Consider the following 18,144-nt stretch of genomic DNA (forward strand, 5'->3'; position numbering starts at 1 on the left):
GGTGGAGGGCGGGGAAAAAATATATTTATGTGAAACGTGCCGGTTGAAGGCCCGGTCTATGGGGCTGGACTATGTCAAGTATAAAAGTGTGCAGGGCGGGTGCCCCCGTTGCAGAAAAGAAAGCGATTATTACAGCCTGTTTGAGTTCAGGGTAAAGTACGGAGACCATTTTTTCTGTTTTCACACGCCATATCAGGTTGCCAAGAGCTGGTTGAAAAATCCTCTTGAACTGCCGTGTAAGACGCATGTGCCCGGCAGAGAGGAAGCCCGTGCTTTTGGTCGCCCCATCACTGAGGCCGAAGCTCTGGCGGTAAGTCTGGAGGAGGTCATCAGGGAGTTGGAAGTATTCACGGGAGATCCTGTATAAATCATATCACATCAACAAAATACTTATCTATCTTGTGTTCATAAGATGAAACATCATTCTCTGTATTAGTATTTTCTTATTACCACATAATCTGCCGCAAGGCTTAAGTTTAATCTGGTAGGTCTGTCAGGGAGCTCTTTTAATGCCTGCTTGGCCTTATGGATATATTTCTCAACAAGTTCGAGAGATTGCTCGATAGCCCCACTGCTGGTAATTATGCTGATAGCTTCCTGTAACTCGCCATCGTCTTTTTCAGGTTTTGCCACCAGTTCTTTAAGCCGCTCTCTTTGTCTGGATGTATCCAGGGCATAAATTACCGGCAGAGTGATAATTCCCTGTCGCAAGTCACTGCCGATAGGCTTGCCCATCTCACGCTGGTCGGCAACCATATCCAGGATGTCATCGGTAATCTGAAAAGCCATGCCCACTGCGTGACCGTACCGGTATAGCGGCAAGTAAATGCTTTTAGACGCACCGCAGGCTACTGCACCCAGCTGCGTGCTCGCTGCAATCAGCATGGCGGTCTTTCGTTTAATCCGGTACAGGTAGTTCCTCAGATTCTGTTTGACATCAAAGGATGCGGCTATCTGTTGGATTTCACCCTCACACATGTTGACGCTGCTATCAGCCAGGACTTTGGAAATAAGTGGGGTATATTCATAACGGGCTATCAACATGAGGGATTTAGCAAAAAGATAGGAGCCAATGTGGGTGGAGATACTGTTTCCCCACATGGCCTTGACAGTGGGCTTACCCCTGCGGGTTAGCGAAGCATCAACGACATCATCATGTACCAGTGTAGCCATGTGGATCAGTTCCAGGGCAGCAGCCAGCGGCAGGATCCTCTGCAGGTCAAAGTTGTAGAATTTTGCGCCTAAGAGGCAGAGCGCAGGTCTCAGTCTCTTGCCACCCGCATTGAGGAGATGCGTAGAGGTCTCGGTTAGGAGAGGGTTTGGAGTTTTCACCACATTACTTAACTCTTTTTCCACCATCTGCAGTTCTTTTGCGATGTCTTTGAAAAATTCCAATATCTTTACCGCTTCCTTTACCTGAATTAAACAAAGAAAATATTTAGTATCCATGGAGTACGCACGTAAAAAAAGACTACCGACAGCCACTTTGTCGGCAGTCTGGTACCATTTTGGGGTACTGTAATAAGCCATTATAATTCTAGAGCAGTGCAGGTTTTTTCACGGATGGGCATGACTATTTAACTGTGGCTGCTGATTGTACTTCAGTCATGTCTACCAGTCGCTCACGCTCTTTTTTGCGGGCAAGCTTGCGTTCAACGATGCGTACAACCAGCACGCTAAGTTCAAAAAGCAAATACATGGGACCGCTGATGATAAGGCAGGTAACTACATCCGGCGTGGGGGTTATTATGGCCGCCAGGGCTACAACAGCCAACATGGCGTAACGGCGGTTTCTAGCAAAAAAGGCATGTGTCACAAGTTCCATTTTGGCCAGGAAAAAGCTTATTAAAGGAAATTCGAACACTATTCCAAAGGGAAGTAGAAAAGATATTGTAAAAGAGATATACTTGTCAATTGTTAGCAAGGGGGTCAGGTTGGGTCCGGCAAATTGGAGTAAAAACATTACACCTACACGGTAAACGCCGAAAAACCCAAAAGCAATCCCCCCTAAAAAACTGATAAAGGATATCAAAACAAAAAGCGAAAAGTACACCCTTTCATTCTTTTTTAAAGCAGGGACGACAAAATCCCAGATCTGCCATAAAATTACCGGCAGCGCCGCCAGGAAACCGGCAAAGAAAGATATCTTGATTTTAACAAAGATCGCCTCTGTGATACCGGTGAAAAATATCTTCTGCCCCAGCTTGGTAATTGGTTCCAGCATTGATGCCAAGATCCTATCGCTGAAAAAATACGCTCCCACAGCAAATATGGCAGTGGTAATAATTGAAACAATTAAAACATGACGCAGTTCTTCTAGGTGCTCAATAATGTTCATTTCTCCGTTAGTTTTAGCCATCGTTTTCCCCCACTATTATTACAGGCAGTTGGGAATAGGGGCTTTAATTCTTGGCTGCCTTAATCAACTGCATTTGGTTATCTTTTTTCTCATCTGCAACCGCTTCCACCTCGTTCATTATTTCGGAGGAAGAACGACGAAACTCTCTGATTGTTTTACCAACCGCCTTGCCAAGTTCCGGTAATTTGCCGGGTCCAAAGATAATTAAAGCCAGTGTCAAAACAAGGATTAATTCAGGTACGCCAATGTGCGGCATAATGTTACACACCTTTCAAATTTTAATTTTTAAACACAAGGAATCAAAGTTGGCACAAAAAATCCTCTCAACCAACTGACGATGATATGACTATATTTAGGGCGATGAAAGTCATCTATCACCTCCTCTTGTTAACTGCTTTACAAAACCGGAGCCTATTCGTGCATAATAGGTCTCCGGTATTGTATTTTGGTGATGATTATTCTGTTAAGCAGGGAAGTGGGTACCATAGGTAGCTGTACTGTTACTGTGTGCATGCCCTTCCTTGGGCAGAATTGCGAAGTTTTCCACAATAAACAGGTAAGCCAACGCCAGGAAGCTCCACATGCCGAGGGTAATCAGAAATTCCCAGGCGCTGGGGAAGTAGCTGCCGCCCACGCTCCTGGCCATTCCGGTGAAGACCACATTCATGCGGTTGAATACAACTCCTACCACCACCAGGACGGAGGCGGTTACAACCCCCCAAAGCTTGTTGCGGATGGAGGGGATGGCGTACATGAAAATCGGCAACAGGACAAAGACAATCATCTCGATCAAGAACATGTTGCTCTCGTGCGAACCGTTGAAAGCCATCCCGAAAACGCCCCGATAGTTGAGATCAATCATCTTGATGATAAAGTAAATGATCATCATCCAGGTGGTTATTCTGGTCATGCTTTGAAATACAGGCAGCTCCGGATCTCGTCCATAAGCTCTTGACGCTATGGTCCCTTCGATGGTAACCATGGCCGGCCCCAGGAAGAAGGCGGACCAAACGAAGAAGAACGGGAGCAACATGGACCACCACAGGGGATAGAGTTTATCAACAGCAACGATAAAGAGTGAGCCCAGCGACGATTGGTGCAGGGTGGGCAGGACGATGCCCAGGATCAATAATGGTGTTATCATGTACCCCAGAATCTTTTTCAATGACGGGCACTTAACCTTCTCGAAGAAGATGTCTCCAAATTCCAGGACCTGGATTGTTGTATAAATAGAAATGCACCAGAACACTTCAAACAATACCGAGTGGAAACCCCAATAGAAGAATGGCCTCCAGAAGTTAAACCATCTCCCGATATCCAACAAGAGGCTGGCCAGGGATATAATGTAGCCAAGCAAGGAAGTTAACAGTGCGGCGCGGGCGATGGGGAGGTATTTGTCCCGGTGCAGGACGTGGACTACCAGCGCAGTACTGAAGCCGCCGCCTGCCAGGGCGATGCCGCACAAGAGGTCAAAGCCAATCCACAGGCCCCAGGGCCACTGGTCGTTTAAGTTGGTTACAGCTCCCAGGCCGTAGATGAAGCGGTACAGGGAAGCAGCAGCCGCAATCAGCACAGATATGATTAACAGTATTCTGAACCAGGTAATTCTAAAGCTCCAATTTCTTCCGTACATATTCTCACCACCACTATAAACAAAGATTTATTCCTTGGGATCGACGGGAGCGTACATTTCGGCTTCATTATGTCCTTCCTCTTTAGGTTTTGTAAAGAATCTCATTGCTGTAAGCATGGCCCCCCAACCGGCAAAGATGTAGGGAGTCCACTTGAGCGCCTGCCAGGTATAAGATGGTATTGATTTTTCCGAAACACTGGTTTTGAAGCCGAGCTGTTCAAAGGGGACATCAGAAATGTACATCCAGGATGTGCCGCCATACTCTTTTTCCCCGTATATGTGTTTGACGTAGTTTGAGTTGCTGTTAATCCTCTGCCTGGCTTCGGCAAGAAGCGTCTGTCTGTCGCCGTATTTCAACGCGCCGGTAGGGCAGGCGGTGATACACGCGGGCCGTTCGTTCTCCAGCAGACGGTCGTAGCAAAAACGGCATTTTTGGACGTACGGGAATGTTTTTTCGTACTGAAACTTAGGTACGTTGAAGGGACACGCAATCATGCAGTAGCGGCAACCCACGCAGTAATCCTTGTTCAACTCTGTGGGTTTGTAGATGACCGGGCCTTCTTCTGTTTTAAGAAAGGAATGGGTAAAGCAGGCGGACTCGCAGGCAGGCTCATTGCAGTGCATGCACTGCCTTTTGACAAACCTCCACCTGCGCTCATTGCCCTCCCCGGCCAGATAGCAGCTGACCCTGGTCCAGGTATCCGCGTCCAGTTCCACCGGGACGTCCCATTGGTTTGTATTTTGAGACGTTTTGACGGGCAGGTCATTCCAAGTCCTGCAGGCTGTCTGACAGCTCCGGCAGCCGATGCATTTGCTGATGTCTACCAAAACGCCATTGGACATCTTTGCACCTCCTATTTCCGCTTGGATTTAATTTACTTTGATCAGACTATAAAGCTCTTGGGCTCCTTGGAAACACCCTTGATTTCAAGCACGTGAACCGCGCAGGCAATACAAGGATCAAAAGCACGGACGATACGCACCAGTTCAATGGGGTTGTTGGGGTCTTTGACCTGTGCTCCTACCAGAGCCTCCTCAACCGGACCACGCTGACCCTTGTCATCCCGCGGGCTGCAGTTCCAGGTTGTTGGTACCACAGCCTGGTAGTTTTCGATTTTGTAATCTTTGATGGTAATCCAGTGTCCCAGGGCGCCGCGGGAGGCTTCGTGTAAACCTATACCCGACCCTTCCTTAGGGATGTCGAAAGGGGCATAGCAGGGTTGACCGGGCACCAGCTGGTTAAGCCATTCCAACATAGCACCTGCTACTTGAGCTGTTTCCACTGCACGTGCAAAGTGCCTGCCTAAAACTGAAAATGCTTTACCCCCTAACGCCAAAACATCCTTCTGTTTGTTCACTACCTGTCGCGACAGCGGGCCTACTTCATAGGGCAAACCGTCATAGCGCGGTGCTTTAAGCCAGGAATATGCGTCTTTTTTGCCCGGTGTGGGTACAGTCGCGCCGTCACCGGGGTGCCTGCCGGTCAACTTATCATCGTACCAGGAATATTTGACTTGCTCAGAAATCTTTTTATGGTCCATGGGCGCGTACTGTCCTTTGGCGTAGGTACCGCGTATGAAGAGCTGTTGTTGCCCGTCCGGGTCTAATTGGTCAGTTAGCCGGAAAGCGCCGTAAGCCAGCAGGTTTTTGTAGCCTGTCCCAATGTTGAACCAATCATCGTACGCTCCTGCTACTGCCAGGACGTCCGGGATATATACGTTGTTGATAAAGGAGGTAATTTCCAGTAGGTAAGTCTTAAACTGGGCGATTTTCTCAGAAGTTACGTGCTCAGTTATTCCACCAGCCGTGTAGGTCGTAACGTGGGGCATTTTGGCCCCGAATACAGCGCCCATTTCATGAGCCTTTTTGCGGATACTCAGAGCCTGGATGTAATGCTCAACGGCTTTATCGTTAATTTCCTTGGGCAGGCGGTAGTCACCCTCATAACGGGGGATGAAAGGCGAGGTGTCCGGTCCCTTCACGTAATCCAGGGCGGTCAGGTGGTAAAAGTGCAGGATATGTGACTGCAGGTAATTTGCTCCCTGGATTAAGTTGCGTAAAATCCTGCCGTTTGCAGGTGGTGTGACTTTAAAGGCATCGTCCAGGCATAAGATGGAGGCAGTGCCGTGAGCAATGGGGCAGACGCCGCAGATACGCTGGGTAATGTGACAGGTGTCGCGAGGATCTCGCCCTTTAAGAATTATTTCTAGCCCGCGGAATAGAGTACCGCTAGACCTGGCGTCAATTACCCGGCCGTTTTCAATTTCTGCTTCTATTTTCAGGTGCCCTTCAATCCGGGTTACCGGATCAATAACTATTTTTTGTGCCACTGCTATATTTCACCTCACTGAGCTAGTTTTCTGCTGACCCTTATCTTTTCTAAAATCTCTGTCTTCTGGGGCTCAATCTGGGCCGAAGCGGCCGCTGTTTTATTAGTTAATGGATAAACGCCGTAAAATGGTGATGACGAATCGGGGAAGGTCGGTTCCGAGCAGGCGTAACAGGGAGCGCCGGCATTGACGCACCAGTTGACGTTGTTATTCCAGCCGCGGGTGGGACAGTCGGACATGGCCACAAAGCCCTTGCAGCCAAGCATGGCCAGGCAGCCCTCATCTCCAATGAAGTGAGCGAACTTGCCGGCGTCAAAATATTCACGTCTTATACAGCTTTCATGGATTGGTTTCGGGAAAAACATCCTGGGCCGTCCATATCTGTCAAGTTCCGGGAGCTGGCCGTATTTCAAGACATATACAACAGTTCCGAGGAAGTGATCAGGCTGCATCGGGCACAGGGAAAGATTGATCACCTTTTTTGCGTCAACGATCTTATTGACTCCCACAACTCCGGTGGGATTGGGGGCCGCGCCGGGGATGCCTCCGTAGGATGCGCACTGGCCGGCGGCAATCACGGCCTTGGCCGCATTGCCCAGGATATTTACCGCGTGCAGCATGGTTATTTCTTTGCCTTCTTTTTCACAAATAGTACAGTAAACACCTTCGTTTTTTATAGGGATGGCGCCTTCAACAACCAATATAAATTGGTCCTTGTATTTAATTGCGGCTTCGTCCAGGATCTCCGCGATAAGGTGTCCGGAACCGGCAGAAATATTAGGGTGATATTTCAAGCTGATAACATCGAGAAGCACCTTTTCAATAGCGGGGTCAACACTGTTTAATAAGGATATGGAGCATCCGGTACAGCTGGCGCCCTGCAGCCAAATTACCGGCGGTTTGCCCTCGGCGGCTAAAGCTAGTGTTTCTCCGAGCTCCGGTCCGAGTACCGTAATCAGGCTTGCGCCGACCGCAGAGCTCATGCAGAGTTTAATAAATTCACGTCTGGTTAAACCCAAGTCTTTATTCCCTCCTTGTAAATAAATCTCCAAAATTTCCGGCCGGTTTTTACATTTCACCTTATTTCCAAGTGTCAACTAGATCATCTTGCTCCGATTTCTGCTGTTTAGCGAAATTCCAGCATGAAGATATCTATCCTTAAACTGAGAATTTTATATAAGAGGAATTATTCCAGGAAACCGGAATTCCAAATAATGGAACATATACTGATTTCTTTAAAATATTCATAAGGAAAACCCTTGAAAAACGCCATTATACTTCTCCAACCGGAATCTCAACAAAGATAACGGGATCCTATTCACTACAAATCATAATTCTTTCATAAACAATCCAACCGCCATAGGAATTTAGTTTGCAACAAATATGCCAGCGGTGAAGTTGCGTTGGTATCCATCATGCAACTTCACCGCTGGCGTATCACTTTCTTATTGTGCGGGTTAACCCTCATGGTAACGTTTGAACTTTTCTTTTATTCTCTCCTCCACAAGCGGTGGTACCAGGCTCCGCAAGGAACCGCCAAAGGAGGCTACCTCCTTCACTGTAGTGGAACTGATATAAGAAAACTCCGCCTTGGTCATCAAAAAGACTGTTTCGATATGGCAGGCCAGCTTTTGATTTGTCAGGGCCATCCGGAACTCGTTCTCAAAATCCGAAATCACCCGTAAGCCCCGTACAATAGCTTTTGCGTTGCACTCAAGGGCCACATCAACAGTAAGGCCTGTAAATGCCTTCACTTCTATATTGGGATAGTTGGAGAGAACACTTTGCAGCAGTTCAACTCGCTCTTTAATCGTAAACAGCTGATTCTTTGCCGGGTTGCAGGAAACTACGACGATCAACTTGTCAAAGATCATAGCAGCTCTACTAATAATATCCAGGTGACCGTAGGTTACCGGATCAAAACTTCCCGGGCAAATTGCGGTTCGCATGCTAATCACCCCAGTGCTTCATTTTCTAGCCAGAAGAAGCGTCAAGGAAAGGAGCCTCCTCAAACATCCTGTAGTGTTGATGTTTGGAAATTCCTTTCCCCCGCTTCAGATTTGTGATGGATTTGCGTAACCACCAGGATAATCCCGGCCAAATTAAGAATGTATGCTCCGATCGCTTTTATGGCCAGGCCTAATGGCTTGACCGCTTACGCATTATGAAAATCATTAATACAGCGGTAGATGATGTGAGCAGATGTGAAAGACAGTAAAATGATGAATGAAAAAAGACCATTATTCATGTTTAAAAATTAGCAGCCCCACGAGGCAGTGAAGAACCATACTTTTATGAATATTCTTTTACAGGTATTTAAGGTAAGGGAATTGCAGTAAACAAGCCTAGAGCAGCACAAGCCACGCTAATGGTTGTCACGCTCCAAATTGCAGCTGCCGGAGGGTCTATATAGGTGTCGGCATGTATCGTAAATAGACACGCCCAAAATTGACCTGCGAAAGCTGATAGAACCCCAAAAATGAGACCCCATATGAGACTGTGACTAGCTAAGGCAGCGACGGCTGCATTAACTGATATGTGGTGGGTGACAGGCATTTTGGTGCCGAACTGCAAAAATACAAGACTCAGACCGGAAATACCAAATCCAATAATTGCGCCACCATGGTCCGCTCCTAAAAGCATCGCAAAGTAACTTGATAACAGACCAACCCCTGCACCGATAACAAAAAGCTCTTTCCACGACATCTGCCATGGCAACCAAAGGGTGCTTTTTTCAGTGGGGTTGAAGCGACTTTCTCCCTCAGCTACCTGACCAAAGAAACCTTTCTTCATGTCAAACAATAGGCGTCCGATAAGATGCATAACAAAGATGGTTATAGCGACTCCATCAGTCCAGAGCATACCGCCCCATTTCATTGGCAGCGCAGTTATGAAAAGCCAGTTCAGGATAACGCTGAGAGAGCCAAAAAGTCCGCCAATCAACAGGACATCCATGCTTTTAGTGCCCATCAGTCCTGCTGTAATATCTCTTCCCGGTGACAGACCTTTCTTATGCGCGTACATATGAGCAACAACTGCCGCTCCAAAGCATACCTGGGGCCCAAATGTAAACCCAAAGCCAAAGGTGTTCAGAAAATCCGGTCCTGCTCCGGCAATCATTAAAACCCCGCCAATGAATACGAAGAAACCGCATAAAATGAATGCCGGCAGCGCTCCGACGGCAGCTCCGAATATTCCACCCACAAAAGCTATGCAAAGGTGAAGAAAACTAATACCACCTATTGGCAGCAAAAGAGAGCTTGTCATAATATTACCCCCTCCTAATTTTGAAAATTCCGTTAATTAGTTAAAAAAGAAAAAAATAACAGGGAGTAACTCTTTAAGTCACCCCCTGTTTCCGGCAAGACCACACTATGGGGCGAGCGTGTACTACACGGTATTTATTTGAGAGGTGATAGCAGGGATTAAGTTACATAGCAGCCGCAAAGAGGTTAACGATGTCTTTATGAGTTCCGACAATCGGGTTGCATCCGGCGTTACCATCTTCCAGAGCCGTCTTAGCCATTTTATCAAAGTCTTCTTCCTTAACACCCATTTCAGCCAAACCGGACGGAATTCCAACATCCTTGGAAAGCTGGACAATAGCGTCAATGGCCTTTTCAGCAGCGGCTCTCACAGACAGACCTTCAATATTTTCGCCCATAAATACGGCTATGTCAGCGAACTTCTGCAGATTGCTGATGAGGTTGAAGCGTTCCACATGCGGCAGCAGGATAGCGTTCGCTACACCGTGCGCCATGTCATAATAGCCGCCCAACTGGTGCGCCATGGCATGTACATAACCCAGGCCGGCGTTGTTGAATGCCATACCTGCCAGCACTGAGGCGTAAGCCATATTTTCCCTGGCTACCACATTATCACCATATGCTACAGCTTGACGCAGGTTGTTGGCTATAAGCTTAATAGATTGCGCGCACAAGGTGTCAGTCACAGGGTTGGCGGCCAGGGTAACATAACATTCTACAGCGTGGGTTAAAGCGTCCATACCGGTGGCTGCAGTTAATCCTTTTGGCTTTTTCAGCATAAGCATTGGGTCGTTGATGGAAACCAGCGGGAGGTTTCTCCAGCTTACGATAACAAACTTAATTTTCGTTGAAGTGTTTGTAATAACGCAGTGGCGGGTAACTTCACTGCCGGTTCCTGCTGTAGTGTTAACGGAAACTATTGGCGGCAGAGGATTGGTGAGTTTCTCAATCCCGGCATAATCCTTATACAAATCTCCGGGGTGAGTAGCTGCAATGCCGATACCTTTTCCACAGTCATGAGCGCTTCCTCCACCGACGGTGATAATCATGTCACATTTTTCTTCTTTGAATAATTTAAGACCGGCGAAAATATTTTTGTCTTTAGGGTTGGGTTCTACGCCGTCAAAAACGACAGTTTTTAGTCCGGCTTCCTGAACATATCCTATTGTTTGCGTTACAGGTCCGCCTTCCATTTTAGCCAAAAACGGGTCACAAACTACTAAAGCTTTTTTCCCACCTAAAATTTTACATCTTTCGCCAACTACCGAAACACAGCCCGGCCCGAAGAAGTTAACACTCGGATTTAAAAAGTCGTAATACATGAATACATCCCCCTTTAATTAATTTGTTCTTGGTTTAAGTGCGCATTGTGCATACGGCCGTACACAACAAAATTTGCGATTTAGAAATCCTTCAATACAGAAGTTGGAAATATAAAGCTTAGCCGCCAGCAACTACGGGACTTACTGTAATGATGTCTCCCTCGCTCAGTGCTGTATTTTTGTCAACATTTTTACCGTTTTTTAAGATGACATGGATTTGCTCGGGAGAAACATTTAATTTGTTTAGGACATCCGCAATTTTGGCGTCTTTATCGACCTGCAGCCGGTGTTCTTTTCCTCTGCCTTTGGGACACCACATTAAATAGCCTAATAAGTTGACTGTGATATTGAGCTTTTCCATTAAACCCACCATGCTTTATAGTGTATCCAACCCTAGCTCTTGCTTCTTCTCTTCGGTAATAATTCCCTCGGCGTTCCACTTGCGATAGTCATACAAATCTTTCATGATCCTGCTGTAATAAGGAAGACTGCCAGCTGCCGCGCCTGTCTGGCGATCATGCAGCAGCATCCTTTGCGGAAGCACATCATCTTTACGGCTTAAGCCCAGCCTGTTGTTGTACATGCGCTTGATATTAAACAGCCTGTCTCCCGCAAGCTCAACATCTTTACCGGTCAAGTCCCATCCTGTGGCTGCATTAATCCATTGACTCGCCATTTCCGGAGTAATTTGACCCAGCATAATAAACTTACACAAGCCTAAAGAATTGAATACAGTCATGAAATTCATCAACCTAACCGCATATTCAGCCTTGTTTTCATAGCCATGGGGCTCAGACGGTTTGGTGAAGCCTACACATTTGGCAGGATAAGCTCCACCTTCAGAGAAGTAACCTAAGCACTCAAGGTGGCAACCTCCTCTGTTGCAGGTTGCATAATCAGCTACCATGGTGGTATAAGCGCGGGGATCGTGCATAGCGAAAGCCTGGCCTTTGGATTGAATAGCGAATTCAGGGGCTATACCGCCAATCTCGTCCGCTGCTCTTTTTACGCCTTGTGCCAGTAATCTGCCTATCCCAACTTTGTTGTTTGCCATTTTTTCCAGGATTTCGAGCAATTCTTCCTTAATGCCCCATTTGAGCTCGATACCTCCGGTGTCTCTTTTGGTTAACAAGCCGTTTTCATATGCCTCGATGGCCATGGCGATGGTGCTTCCTGCTTCAATAGTGTCCATGCCGTATCTGTTGCAGAGGTCGTTGCAGGCAGCGATAATCTCGAGGTCATCATTTAAGATCAATGAACCAAAAGCAGCGCCCGTTTCATATTCAGGAGCGTGACCTATAGCTCCTTTATAGGGGCCTACCGTAACTTTCGCTTCCTTACCGCACCTGATAGTGCAGGCATGGCATGCGTGATGACCGGTTTGAATTGTCTCCGCCAGCATTTGGCCGCTGATTTTATAAGCTCCTTCTTCCCAAGAGCCGAGAGTCCAGTTCTTGATGGGCAGATCGCCTTCAGATTCAACGCCCTGTATGGTTCCCAGGGTACCAAAGTCATGCAGGATCGCCGCATTCGTCTTCAGAACCTGAGTGAATTCCTTTGTGAACGCCTGTAATTTCGCTTTATCGTGGAGTTCCACTTTTTTGGTGCCTTTAACAGCAACGGCCTTTACCTTTTTATATCCCATCAAGGCGCCGAAACCGCAGCGGCCGGCTGTCCTTGTTACAGGGGCGTCCATCATTATAGAGGCCATTTTTATTTGATTTTCGCCGGCTATACCGATACATGCAATTCTCGCTTTTTCATCAGTTTTACTTCTCATCAAATCAGAAGCCTCAAAGACATCCTTACCCCATAAATCCTGCGCGTCAAGAAACTGGACTTTATCATCATTTATATAAATGGCTACAGGCTTGTCTGATACTCCTTTTAAAATAAACCCGTCATAACCGGTCTTTTTAACTTCGGCGCCCCAATGACCACCGACATTGGCCTCGCCCCAGATCTCCGTCAACGGGGATTTGCCAACAACACTTGACCTTGCAGATGACGGCGCCAATGTCCCGTTCAATAAACCCGTCATAAATATTAATGGATTCTCTTCGGACAGAGCCGGTTTTGTGTAGTCATAATTGTTATATAACAAATATGCGGCTACACCGCTGCCACCCAAGAACTTCTTGTAAACTTCATTTTTTATGGGAACCTCTTTAGTTGTTTGGGAATTGAGATCTATTTCAAGTACTTTACCCCAATATCCAAAAGCCGTCCACATCCATAAACACTCCTTTATTAGTCAAAAATGACAACCTTGAGACCCGCTTCCTGCATGAACCTCTACTTCGTTCACGATCCCGATTTTTTACCATGCCTTTAACAGTTCACAGCAACAAAATCAATAAAATACAGCGTGTTTCATGTTTAATTTAAATGATGTCATTTTTGTCCCCCCCCCCCTTTGTCAGAGCATTTTTATGATTTTAAATAAAGCAAATATCATGCCATTTTGTGGTGGGCTGATTTGTTGTTCTTTTTCCGGGTTGCCGGAACAGGAAACAAAGTATGGTTTGATATCTCGCGCTTTTTTTCAGATTACGAAAAACAAGAAAAATTCCAGACTAATGGAAGTACGGAGAAAAGTTAAAGTAAAGTAAATTTTTCCATAAAAACTACTAGTGCTAGAGCAATAATAAGGGCAAAAAACCCACGCCTAAATCAGATGAACTAAAATTTTGGCGTAGGTTTATGATAATAGGGCAGCTTATTGTAGATTCGTTGTCTTTTAATGCTATTGCCAAAAATAAGCTTTATTTGATTATATCTTATGGGAAATCAGAGATGGGAACGGATATGCACACATTAACCGCCCCAATATTTCACACCCCCCGATGAAATACCCGGCTTGGTTTGGTCAAAGATTGTTTTACAACTTCAATGGCCCTGTAGAGTGTCTCCTCCGGCTTCTTCAAGATTTTTCCCCAGTTCTTCTGCCAAAAGCAAGGTCAACTCTTCCAAATACTCGTCCAGGATAGACAGCGGTCACAGGTACGGTGGGCATGATTTTACTCTTAATCTTTGGCATTATTGATTATGTTTTATTCCCATGGGGGCAAAGAGGAAGATTCTATTATCCATGGTTCGTAATGAGGGTGAAATTAATGGTTTAAAGCCCATTTGCTGTAGAACATCACGTTCAAGATCAATTCCCGGAGCTATTTCTATAAGCATGACACCTTCCGCTGTCAACTCAAAGATCGCCCTTTCGGTTACATACAGTACCTTTTGACCAGTCTGGCGAGCGTAGGAGCCGCTAAAAGTAATCTGTTCGACTTTTGGTACCAGTTTCATTACTTTACCTTCGTTAATAATGTTAAGCTTACCCCCGTCAAAACCGACTTTTAACTTTCCAGCTTTAAACGTACCGCAAAATACCACTTTTTTGGCATTTTGAGTGATGTTGATAAAGCCGCCACAACCTGTAATGCGTGGCCCAAATTTACTGACATTGATATTGCCCTCGCTATCCATCTCCGCCATGCCCAGGAAGGCAATATCTACACCGCCTCCATCGTAAAAATCAAATTGATAAGGTTGGTCTAAAATACAATAGGGATTGGTGGATGCGCCAAAATTAGAACCCCCGGCAGGGACCCCGCCTACAGGTCCAGCCTCTACGGTTAGGGTCATAAAATCAGCTATTCCTTCTTCAGCGGCTACAGAAGCAATTACTTCAGGGATACCGATCCCAAGATTGACAATAGAATCAGGATGAAGTTCAAAGGCTGACCGCCTGGCGATTACTTTACGTTCATCGAGGGGGGATTGAGGTAATTGGGTTAAAGGTATCTGGATTTCACCATTGTAGGAGGGATTATATATTGCACCAAAGGTCTGATGGTGGTTATGGGGTTGAGCGGTAACAACAACATCGACTAAAATGCCGGGTACTTTTACCAGGCGGGGATCAATACTTCCAGCCGCCGCAATTCGTTCCACCTGGGCGATAACAATGCCCCCGCTATTGCGAGCTGCTTGAGCTAGGGACAGTATTTCTAACGTAGTAGCTTCCTTTTCAAGGCTTAGATTACCTAATTCGTCGGAACTGGTGGCACGAATTAAAGCAACATTAATGGCTAGCGAGGGGTAGAAAAGTTTCTCTTTACCTCCTACCGTAATCATTTCAACAAGGTCTTCTTTGGTAATCTCATTCAGCTTGCCACCCTCTACTCGTGGGTCGACAAAAGTTCCCAACCCGACGTGAGTGATGACGCCCGGCCTCCCGGCTGATATTTCCCGGAATAGTTGAGCTAAAGTACCTTGAGGCAGGTTATAGGCTTCGATTTTATTTTCAATAGCCAATTTCCCCATCTTAGGCTGCAGGTTCCAATGGCCGCCTATGACCCGTTTTACCAGACCTTCATGAGCCAGGTGGTTAAGCCCGCGGTCCTTGCCATCGCCTTGGGCCGCCGCATAAAGGAGCGTTAAATCTTGAGGTGTGCTGGTATTTAAAAAACGATTTTCCAATGCGATAACCAATTCTTCCGGGAACAAACTTCCCAAAAAACCGACGCTAGCAACCGTATCCCCCGTTTTAATTAAATTTACTGCTTCCTCTGCAGTCAAAAACTTGGGTGCCATTTTGTCCTCACCTTCTTGAATAAATTATTTGATTGTTATTGGTTTTGTAGGCTGGCCAACCCCTGTACTATACACCAATACCAAAGTCACCAGTTTTGAACGCAAAAAATATGCCATTCTTTGCAAGGGACCTGAAGAGCATAACTTAAAAAATAAATCCTGGAATTGCCGGCATAAGGTACATAAACCTTAAAAGTGACGGCTTTCGCTTAAACTAGAAAATTTTATTTATTACATTCGGTTTAATCAGGTATAAGTTTTGCGATAGTAAAGAACTAGTCTACCTGCTTAAAGTGACCGGGAAAACAAAATTATTGGTGTGTATGAGCTTGAGTAAAAAATTTTAAAGGGAGGTGATGCGGAAATTTCCAGACTTTCGGACAGAAATATTCCGAATTGCCGGAATACGTACTTGAGGGCACCGAACAATTGCAGGTAGACCAGTCCTACAAAAGATCTCATATTCCAAGATAATCATGAAGGGAGAGATATTTATGAACTTTCAACTAACAGAGGAACAGCAACTCATACGCGCCAGTGTCAGAGAATTTTGTGAAAAGTATGTGGAGCCCATTGCTGAAAAGGTTGACGCGGAAGGGTATTTCCCGATGGAGAACGTTAAAAGACTGGCGGAGCAGGAATGGACAGGCATCCCTTATCCCGAGGAGTACGGTGGGGCCGGGTCTGATTATCTGACCTATATCATGGTAGTCGAAGAGCTATCCCGTGCTTGCGCCACTACCGGGTTTACACTTGAGTGCCATACTTCCCTGGCAAGTTATCCTATATTTAAGTTTGGTACCGAAGAACAAAAACAAAAATACCTGGTACCCCTTTGTAAGGGAGAAGTCTTGGGGTCGTTTGCTTTGACCGAGCCCGGGGCAGGTACCGATGCTGGCGGGGCAAGTACAACTGCTGTTTTGGATGGCGACGAGTACGTTTTGAATGGTACAAAGATGTTTATTTCCAATTCTCCGGTAGCAGGCGTCTTTGTCATCTTTGCTATGACCGACAAATCAAAAGGAACAAAAGGACTTAGCGCGTTTATCGTGCCTGGAAATGCACCCGGGCTCAAAGTGGGAGAGAATTTAGACAAAATGGGCATCCGTGGTTCCGCGACAGCAGAAGTTGTTATGAAAGATTGCCGTATCCCCAAGGAGAACTTGCTGGGGAAAGAAGGTCAGGGCTTTAGAATTGCCATGATGACCTTGGACGGCGGCAGGATTGGTATAGCTGCCCAAGCGCTGGGTATTGCCCAGGCTGCTTTGGACGAATCGATTCAATATTCCAAGGAAAGAGTTCAGTTCGGCAAGCCGATCAGTTCATTCCAGGCGATCCAGTGGATGCTGGCCGATATGGCAACTGATGTACAGGCTGCCAGGTTCCTGACTTATCACGCGGCCTGGTGTTATGACCAGGGCTTGCCTTACAACAAGGAAGCAGCCATGGCTAAACTATTTGCGTCGGAAACAGCAGCCCGCCATACGAACAGGGCCATACAAATTCATGGCGGCATCGGTTTCATCAAGGGACATAAAGTTGAACGACTGTATCGTGACGCCAAAATCACTGAGATATATGAAGGTACCAGCGAGGTTATGAAAATGGTAGTTTCCAGCAATGTGTTGCGCTAAAGAATTTTTAGAGTAAGCTCCCGGGATTTCCTAACCATAGCTGTTTTAGTGAGGTTCTTTGAGGGTAGGACTGGTTGAAAGCCAGGATTGTTCTTGTTATTTAAAGAGATCTGTGAGTAAGCTAAATCCTACCCCTCGGAACATATTTCAAAAAGTTGAAAAACCAGTAAGACAAATAAGCCAACAACCGGTTCTAACATTAAAAGCATAGAGTTGGGAGAGTTAACGAATGAATATAGTTACTTGCTTTAAGTGGGTTAAAGATGAAGCAGACATCAAGGTGGCGGCAAATTCAAATGAACTCGTTTTTGACCGGGTCGGTTATAAAATTAGCGATTACGACCGTAGTGCTATAGAAGAAGCAGTTCGCCTCAAGGAGGAGCATGGCGGCAGCGTTGTTGCTGTGACGGTAGGTGAGCCTTCAGCCACGCAAAGTCTAAAAGACGCCCTTTCCCGCGGTCCGGAAAAAGCTTGTTTTATTAATGACCCGTCCTTTATTAATCTTGAACCTTCACAGACAATGGCTATCCTAGCAGATACAATTGGCAAAATGGAATACGACCTGATCATCTGTGGAGAAGGGTCCAGTGACCTTTACGCCCAGCAAGTAGGTCCTGGCTTAGCGGAAAAGCTTGATATTCCATGTGCAACCAATGTTAACAAGTTAACCTATGTTGAAGAAGACAAAACAATCATAGCCGAACGCAAACTTGAAGACGGTGTGGAAGTAGTAGCGATACCGTTGCCGGCTCTGGTTACGGTTCTACCGGATATTAACACACCTAGAATACCTACATTGAAGCAGGTATTGGGGGCTGCCAAAAAGCCTGTGGAAAAAGTCACCTTAAACGAACTGGGCCAACAGTATGAGCCGCGGCTGCGAGAGATCAGCGTATTCGGGGCAACCATGGAGCGACGCCGTTTGAGGTTCGGGGCCGAACCTGTAGATATCAAAGCAGTTATTGACGCATTGTTAAAAGAAGGAATAATAGCTTAAGGAGTTG

16 protein-coding genes are annotated in these 18,144 nt (G+C 46.2%); 3 read left to right on the forward strand and 13 right to left on the reverse strand.

All coding sequences use genetic code 11. The features are described from left to right. Positions 1-367 (forward strand): hypothetical protein (locus Psfp_RS21815; RefSeq protein WP_205079610.1); only part of this gene is annotated, 367 nt, incomplete at its 5' end. A 65-nt stretch (positions 368-432) separates the two neighbouring features. Here the strand turns inward: Psfp_RS21815 and Psfp_RS16430 are convergent. The 13 genes from Psfp_RS16430 to Psfp_RS16490 form a co-directional block, all read right to left on the reverse strand. Further along, positions 433-1,398, reverse strand: a complete 966-nt coding sequence (locus Psfp_RS16430; RefSeq protein ID WP_134219647.1) for a polyprenyl synthetase family protein — start codon at positions 1,396-1,398, stop codon at positions 433-435. 175 nt (positions 1,399-1,573) lie between these two features. Next, on the reverse strand, positions 1,574-2,359 hold the full coding sequence (gene tatC / locus Psfp_RS16435; protein ID WP_134219625.1) for a twin-arginine translocase subunit TatC: 786 nt from the start codon (positions 2,357-2,359) through the stop codon (positions 1,574-1,576). Between the two features lie 43 nt (positions 2,360-2,402). Next, entirely contained in the window at positions 2,403-2,615 is a 213-nt protein-coding gene (locus Psfp_RS16440; RefSeq protein WP_134219626.1) for a twin-arginine translocase TatA/TatE family subunit, read from the reverse strand. Between the two features lie 207 nt (positions 2,616-2,822). Beyond that, positions 2,823-3,992: an NrfD/PsrC family molybdoenzyme membrane anchor subunit gene (nrfD, locus tag Psfp_RS16445; RefSeq protein WP_134219627.1), complete on the reverse strand. Its 1,170-nt coding sequence runs from the start codon at positions 3,990-3,992 to the stop codon at positions 2,823-2,825. Between the two features lie 27 nt (positions 3,993-4,019). Continuing rightward, complete coding sequence (locus Psfp_RS16450) at positions 4,020-4,835, reverse strand: 4Fe-4S dicluster domain-containing protein (protein WP_134219628.1); 816 nt, start codon at positions 4,833-4,835, stop codon at positions 4,020-4,022. Positions 4,836-4,876: 41 nt separating this feature from the next. Continuing rightward, complete coding sequence (locus tag Psfp_RS16455) at positions 4,877-6,328, reverse strand: nickel-dependent hydrogenase large subunit (RefSeq protein ID WP_243120741.1); 1,452 nt, start codon at positions 6,326-6,328, stop codon at positions 4,877-4,879. A gap of 8 nt (positions 6,329-6,336) precedes the next feature. Then, entirely contained in the window at positions 6,337-7,341 is a 1,005-nt protein-coding gene (locus Psfp_RS16460) for a hydrogenase small subunit (protein WP_134219630.1), read from the reverse strand. Positions 7,342-7,779: 438 nt separating this feature from the next. Then, entirely contained in the window at positions 7,780-8,271 is a 492-nt protein-coding gene (gene coaD / locus Psfp_RS16465; RefSeq protein WP_134219631.1) for a pantetheine-phosphate adenylyltransferase, read from the reverse strand. Between the two features lie 367 nt (positions 8,272-8,638). After that, a complete protein-coding gene (locus tag Psfp_RS16470) occupies positions 8,639-9,589 on the reverse strand; it encodes a permease (protein ID WP_134219632.1) in 951 nt (316 codons plus the stop codon). A gap of 163 nt (positions 9,590-9,752) precedes the next feature. Then, on the reverse strand, positions 9,753-10,910 hold the full coding sequence (locus Psfp_RS16475; protein WP_134219633.1) for an iron-containing alcohol dehydrogenase: 1,158 nt from the start codon (positions 10,908-10,910) through the stop codon (positions 9,753-9,755). 118 nt (positions 10,911-11,028) lie between these two features. Beyond that, a complete protein-coding gene (locus Psfp_RS16480; protein ID WP_192895489.1) occupies positions 11,029-11,271 on the reverse strand; it encodes a MoaD/ThiS family protein in 243 nt (80 codons plus the stop codon). 15 nt (positions 11,272-11,286) lie between these two features. Continuing rightward, positions 11,287-13,143 (reverse strand): aldehyde ferredoxin oxidoreductase family protein, encoded by a 1,857-nt coding sequence (locus Psfp_RS16485; RefSeq protein ID WP_134219635.1) that lies wholly within the window; start codon positions 13,141-13,143, stop codon positions 11,287-11,289. Positions 13,144-13,949: 806 nt separating this feature from the next. Then, entirely contained in the window at positions 13,950-15,506 is a 1,557-nt protein-coding gene (locus Psfp_RS16490) for an acyl CoA:acetate/3-ketoacid CoA transferase (RefSeq protein ID WP_134219636.1), read from the reverse strand. 494 nt (positions 15,507-16,000) lie between these two features. On the opposite strand from Psfp_RS16490, the gene Psfp_RS16495 reads away from it, so the two are divergent. Together Psfp_RS16495 and Psfp_RS16500 are read left to right on the forward strand one after the other, a co-directional pair. After that, positions 16,001-17,140 carry an acyl-CoA dehydrogenase gene (locus tag Psfp_RS16495; protein WP_134219637.1) on the forward strand — a complete coding sequence of 380 codons (1,140 nt, stop codon included), beginning with the start codon at positions 16,001-16,003 and terminating at the stop codon, positions 17,138-17,140. A 229-nt stretch (positions 17,141-17,369) separates the two neighbouring features. Continuing rightward, on the forward strand, positions 17,370-18,137 hold the full coding sequence (locus Psfp_RS16500) for an electron transfer flavoprotein subunit beta/FixA family protein (RefSeq protein ID WP_134219638.1): 768 nt from the start codon (positions 17,370-17,372) through the stop codon (positions 18,135-18,137). Positions 18,138-18,144: the final 7 nt, after the last annotated feature.

It is taken from the genome of Pelotomaculum sp. FP (genome assembly GCF_004369245.1).
Lineage (GTDB): Bacteria > Bacillota > Desulfotomaculia > Desulfotomaculales > Pelotomaculaceae > Pelotomaculum_C > Pelotomaculum_C schinkii.

What these genes read in the sequence shown, in the direction of transcription:
- tatC (WP_134219625.1), bottom strand. Translation starts at nt 2,359, where the DNA reads ATGGCTAAAACTAACGGAGAAATGAACATTATTGAGCACCTAGAAGAA.
- Psfp_RS16440 (WP_134219626.1), bottom strand. Translation starts at nt 2,615, where the DNA reads ATGCCGCACATTGGCGTACCTGAATTAATCCTTGTTTTGACACTGGCT.
- nrfD (WP_134219627.1), bottom strand. Translation starts at nt 3,992, where the DNA reads ATGTACGGAAGAAATTGGAGCTTTAGAATTACCTGGTTCAGAATACTG.
- Psfp_RS16450 (WP_134219628.1), bottom strand. Translation starts at nt 4,835, where the DNA reads ATGTCCAATGGCGTTTTGGTAGACATCAGCAAATGCATCGGCTGCCGG.
- coaD (WP_134219631.1), bottom strand. Translation starts at nt 8,271, where the DNA reads ATGCGAACCGCAATTTGCCCGGGAAGTTTTGATCCGGTAACCTACGGT.
- Psfp_RS16470 (WP_134219632.1), bottom strand. Translation starts at nt 9,589, where the DNA reads ATGACAAGCTCTCTTTTGCTGCCAATAGGTGGTATTAGTTTTCTTCAC.
- Psfp_RS16475 (WP_134219633.1), bottom strand. Translation starts at nt 10,910, where the DNA reads ATGTATTACGACTTTTTAAATCCGAGTGTTAACTTCTTCGGGCCGGGC.
- Psfp_RS16480 (WP_192895489.1), bottom strand. Translation starts at nt 11,271, where the DNA reads ATGGAAAAGCTCAATATCACAGTCAACTTATTAGGCTATTTAATGTGG.
- Psfp_RS16485 (WP_134219635.1), bottom strand. Translation starts at nt 13,143, where the DNA reads ATGTGGACGGCTTTTGGATATTGGGGTAAAGTACTTGAAATAGATCTC.
- Psfp_RS16490 (WP_134219636.1), bottom strand. Translation starts at nt 15,506, where the DNA reads ATGGCACCCAAGTTTTTGACTGCAGAGGAAGCAGTAAATTTAATTAAA.
- Psfp_RS16495 (WP_134219637.1), top strand. Translation starts at nt 16,001, where the DNA reads ATGAACTTTCAACTAACAGAGGAACAGCAACTCATACGCGCCAGTGTC.
- Psfp_RS16500 (WP_134219638.1), top strand. Translation starts at nt 17,370, where the DNA reads ATGAATATAGTTACTTGCTTTAAGTGGGTTAAAGATGAAGCAGACATC.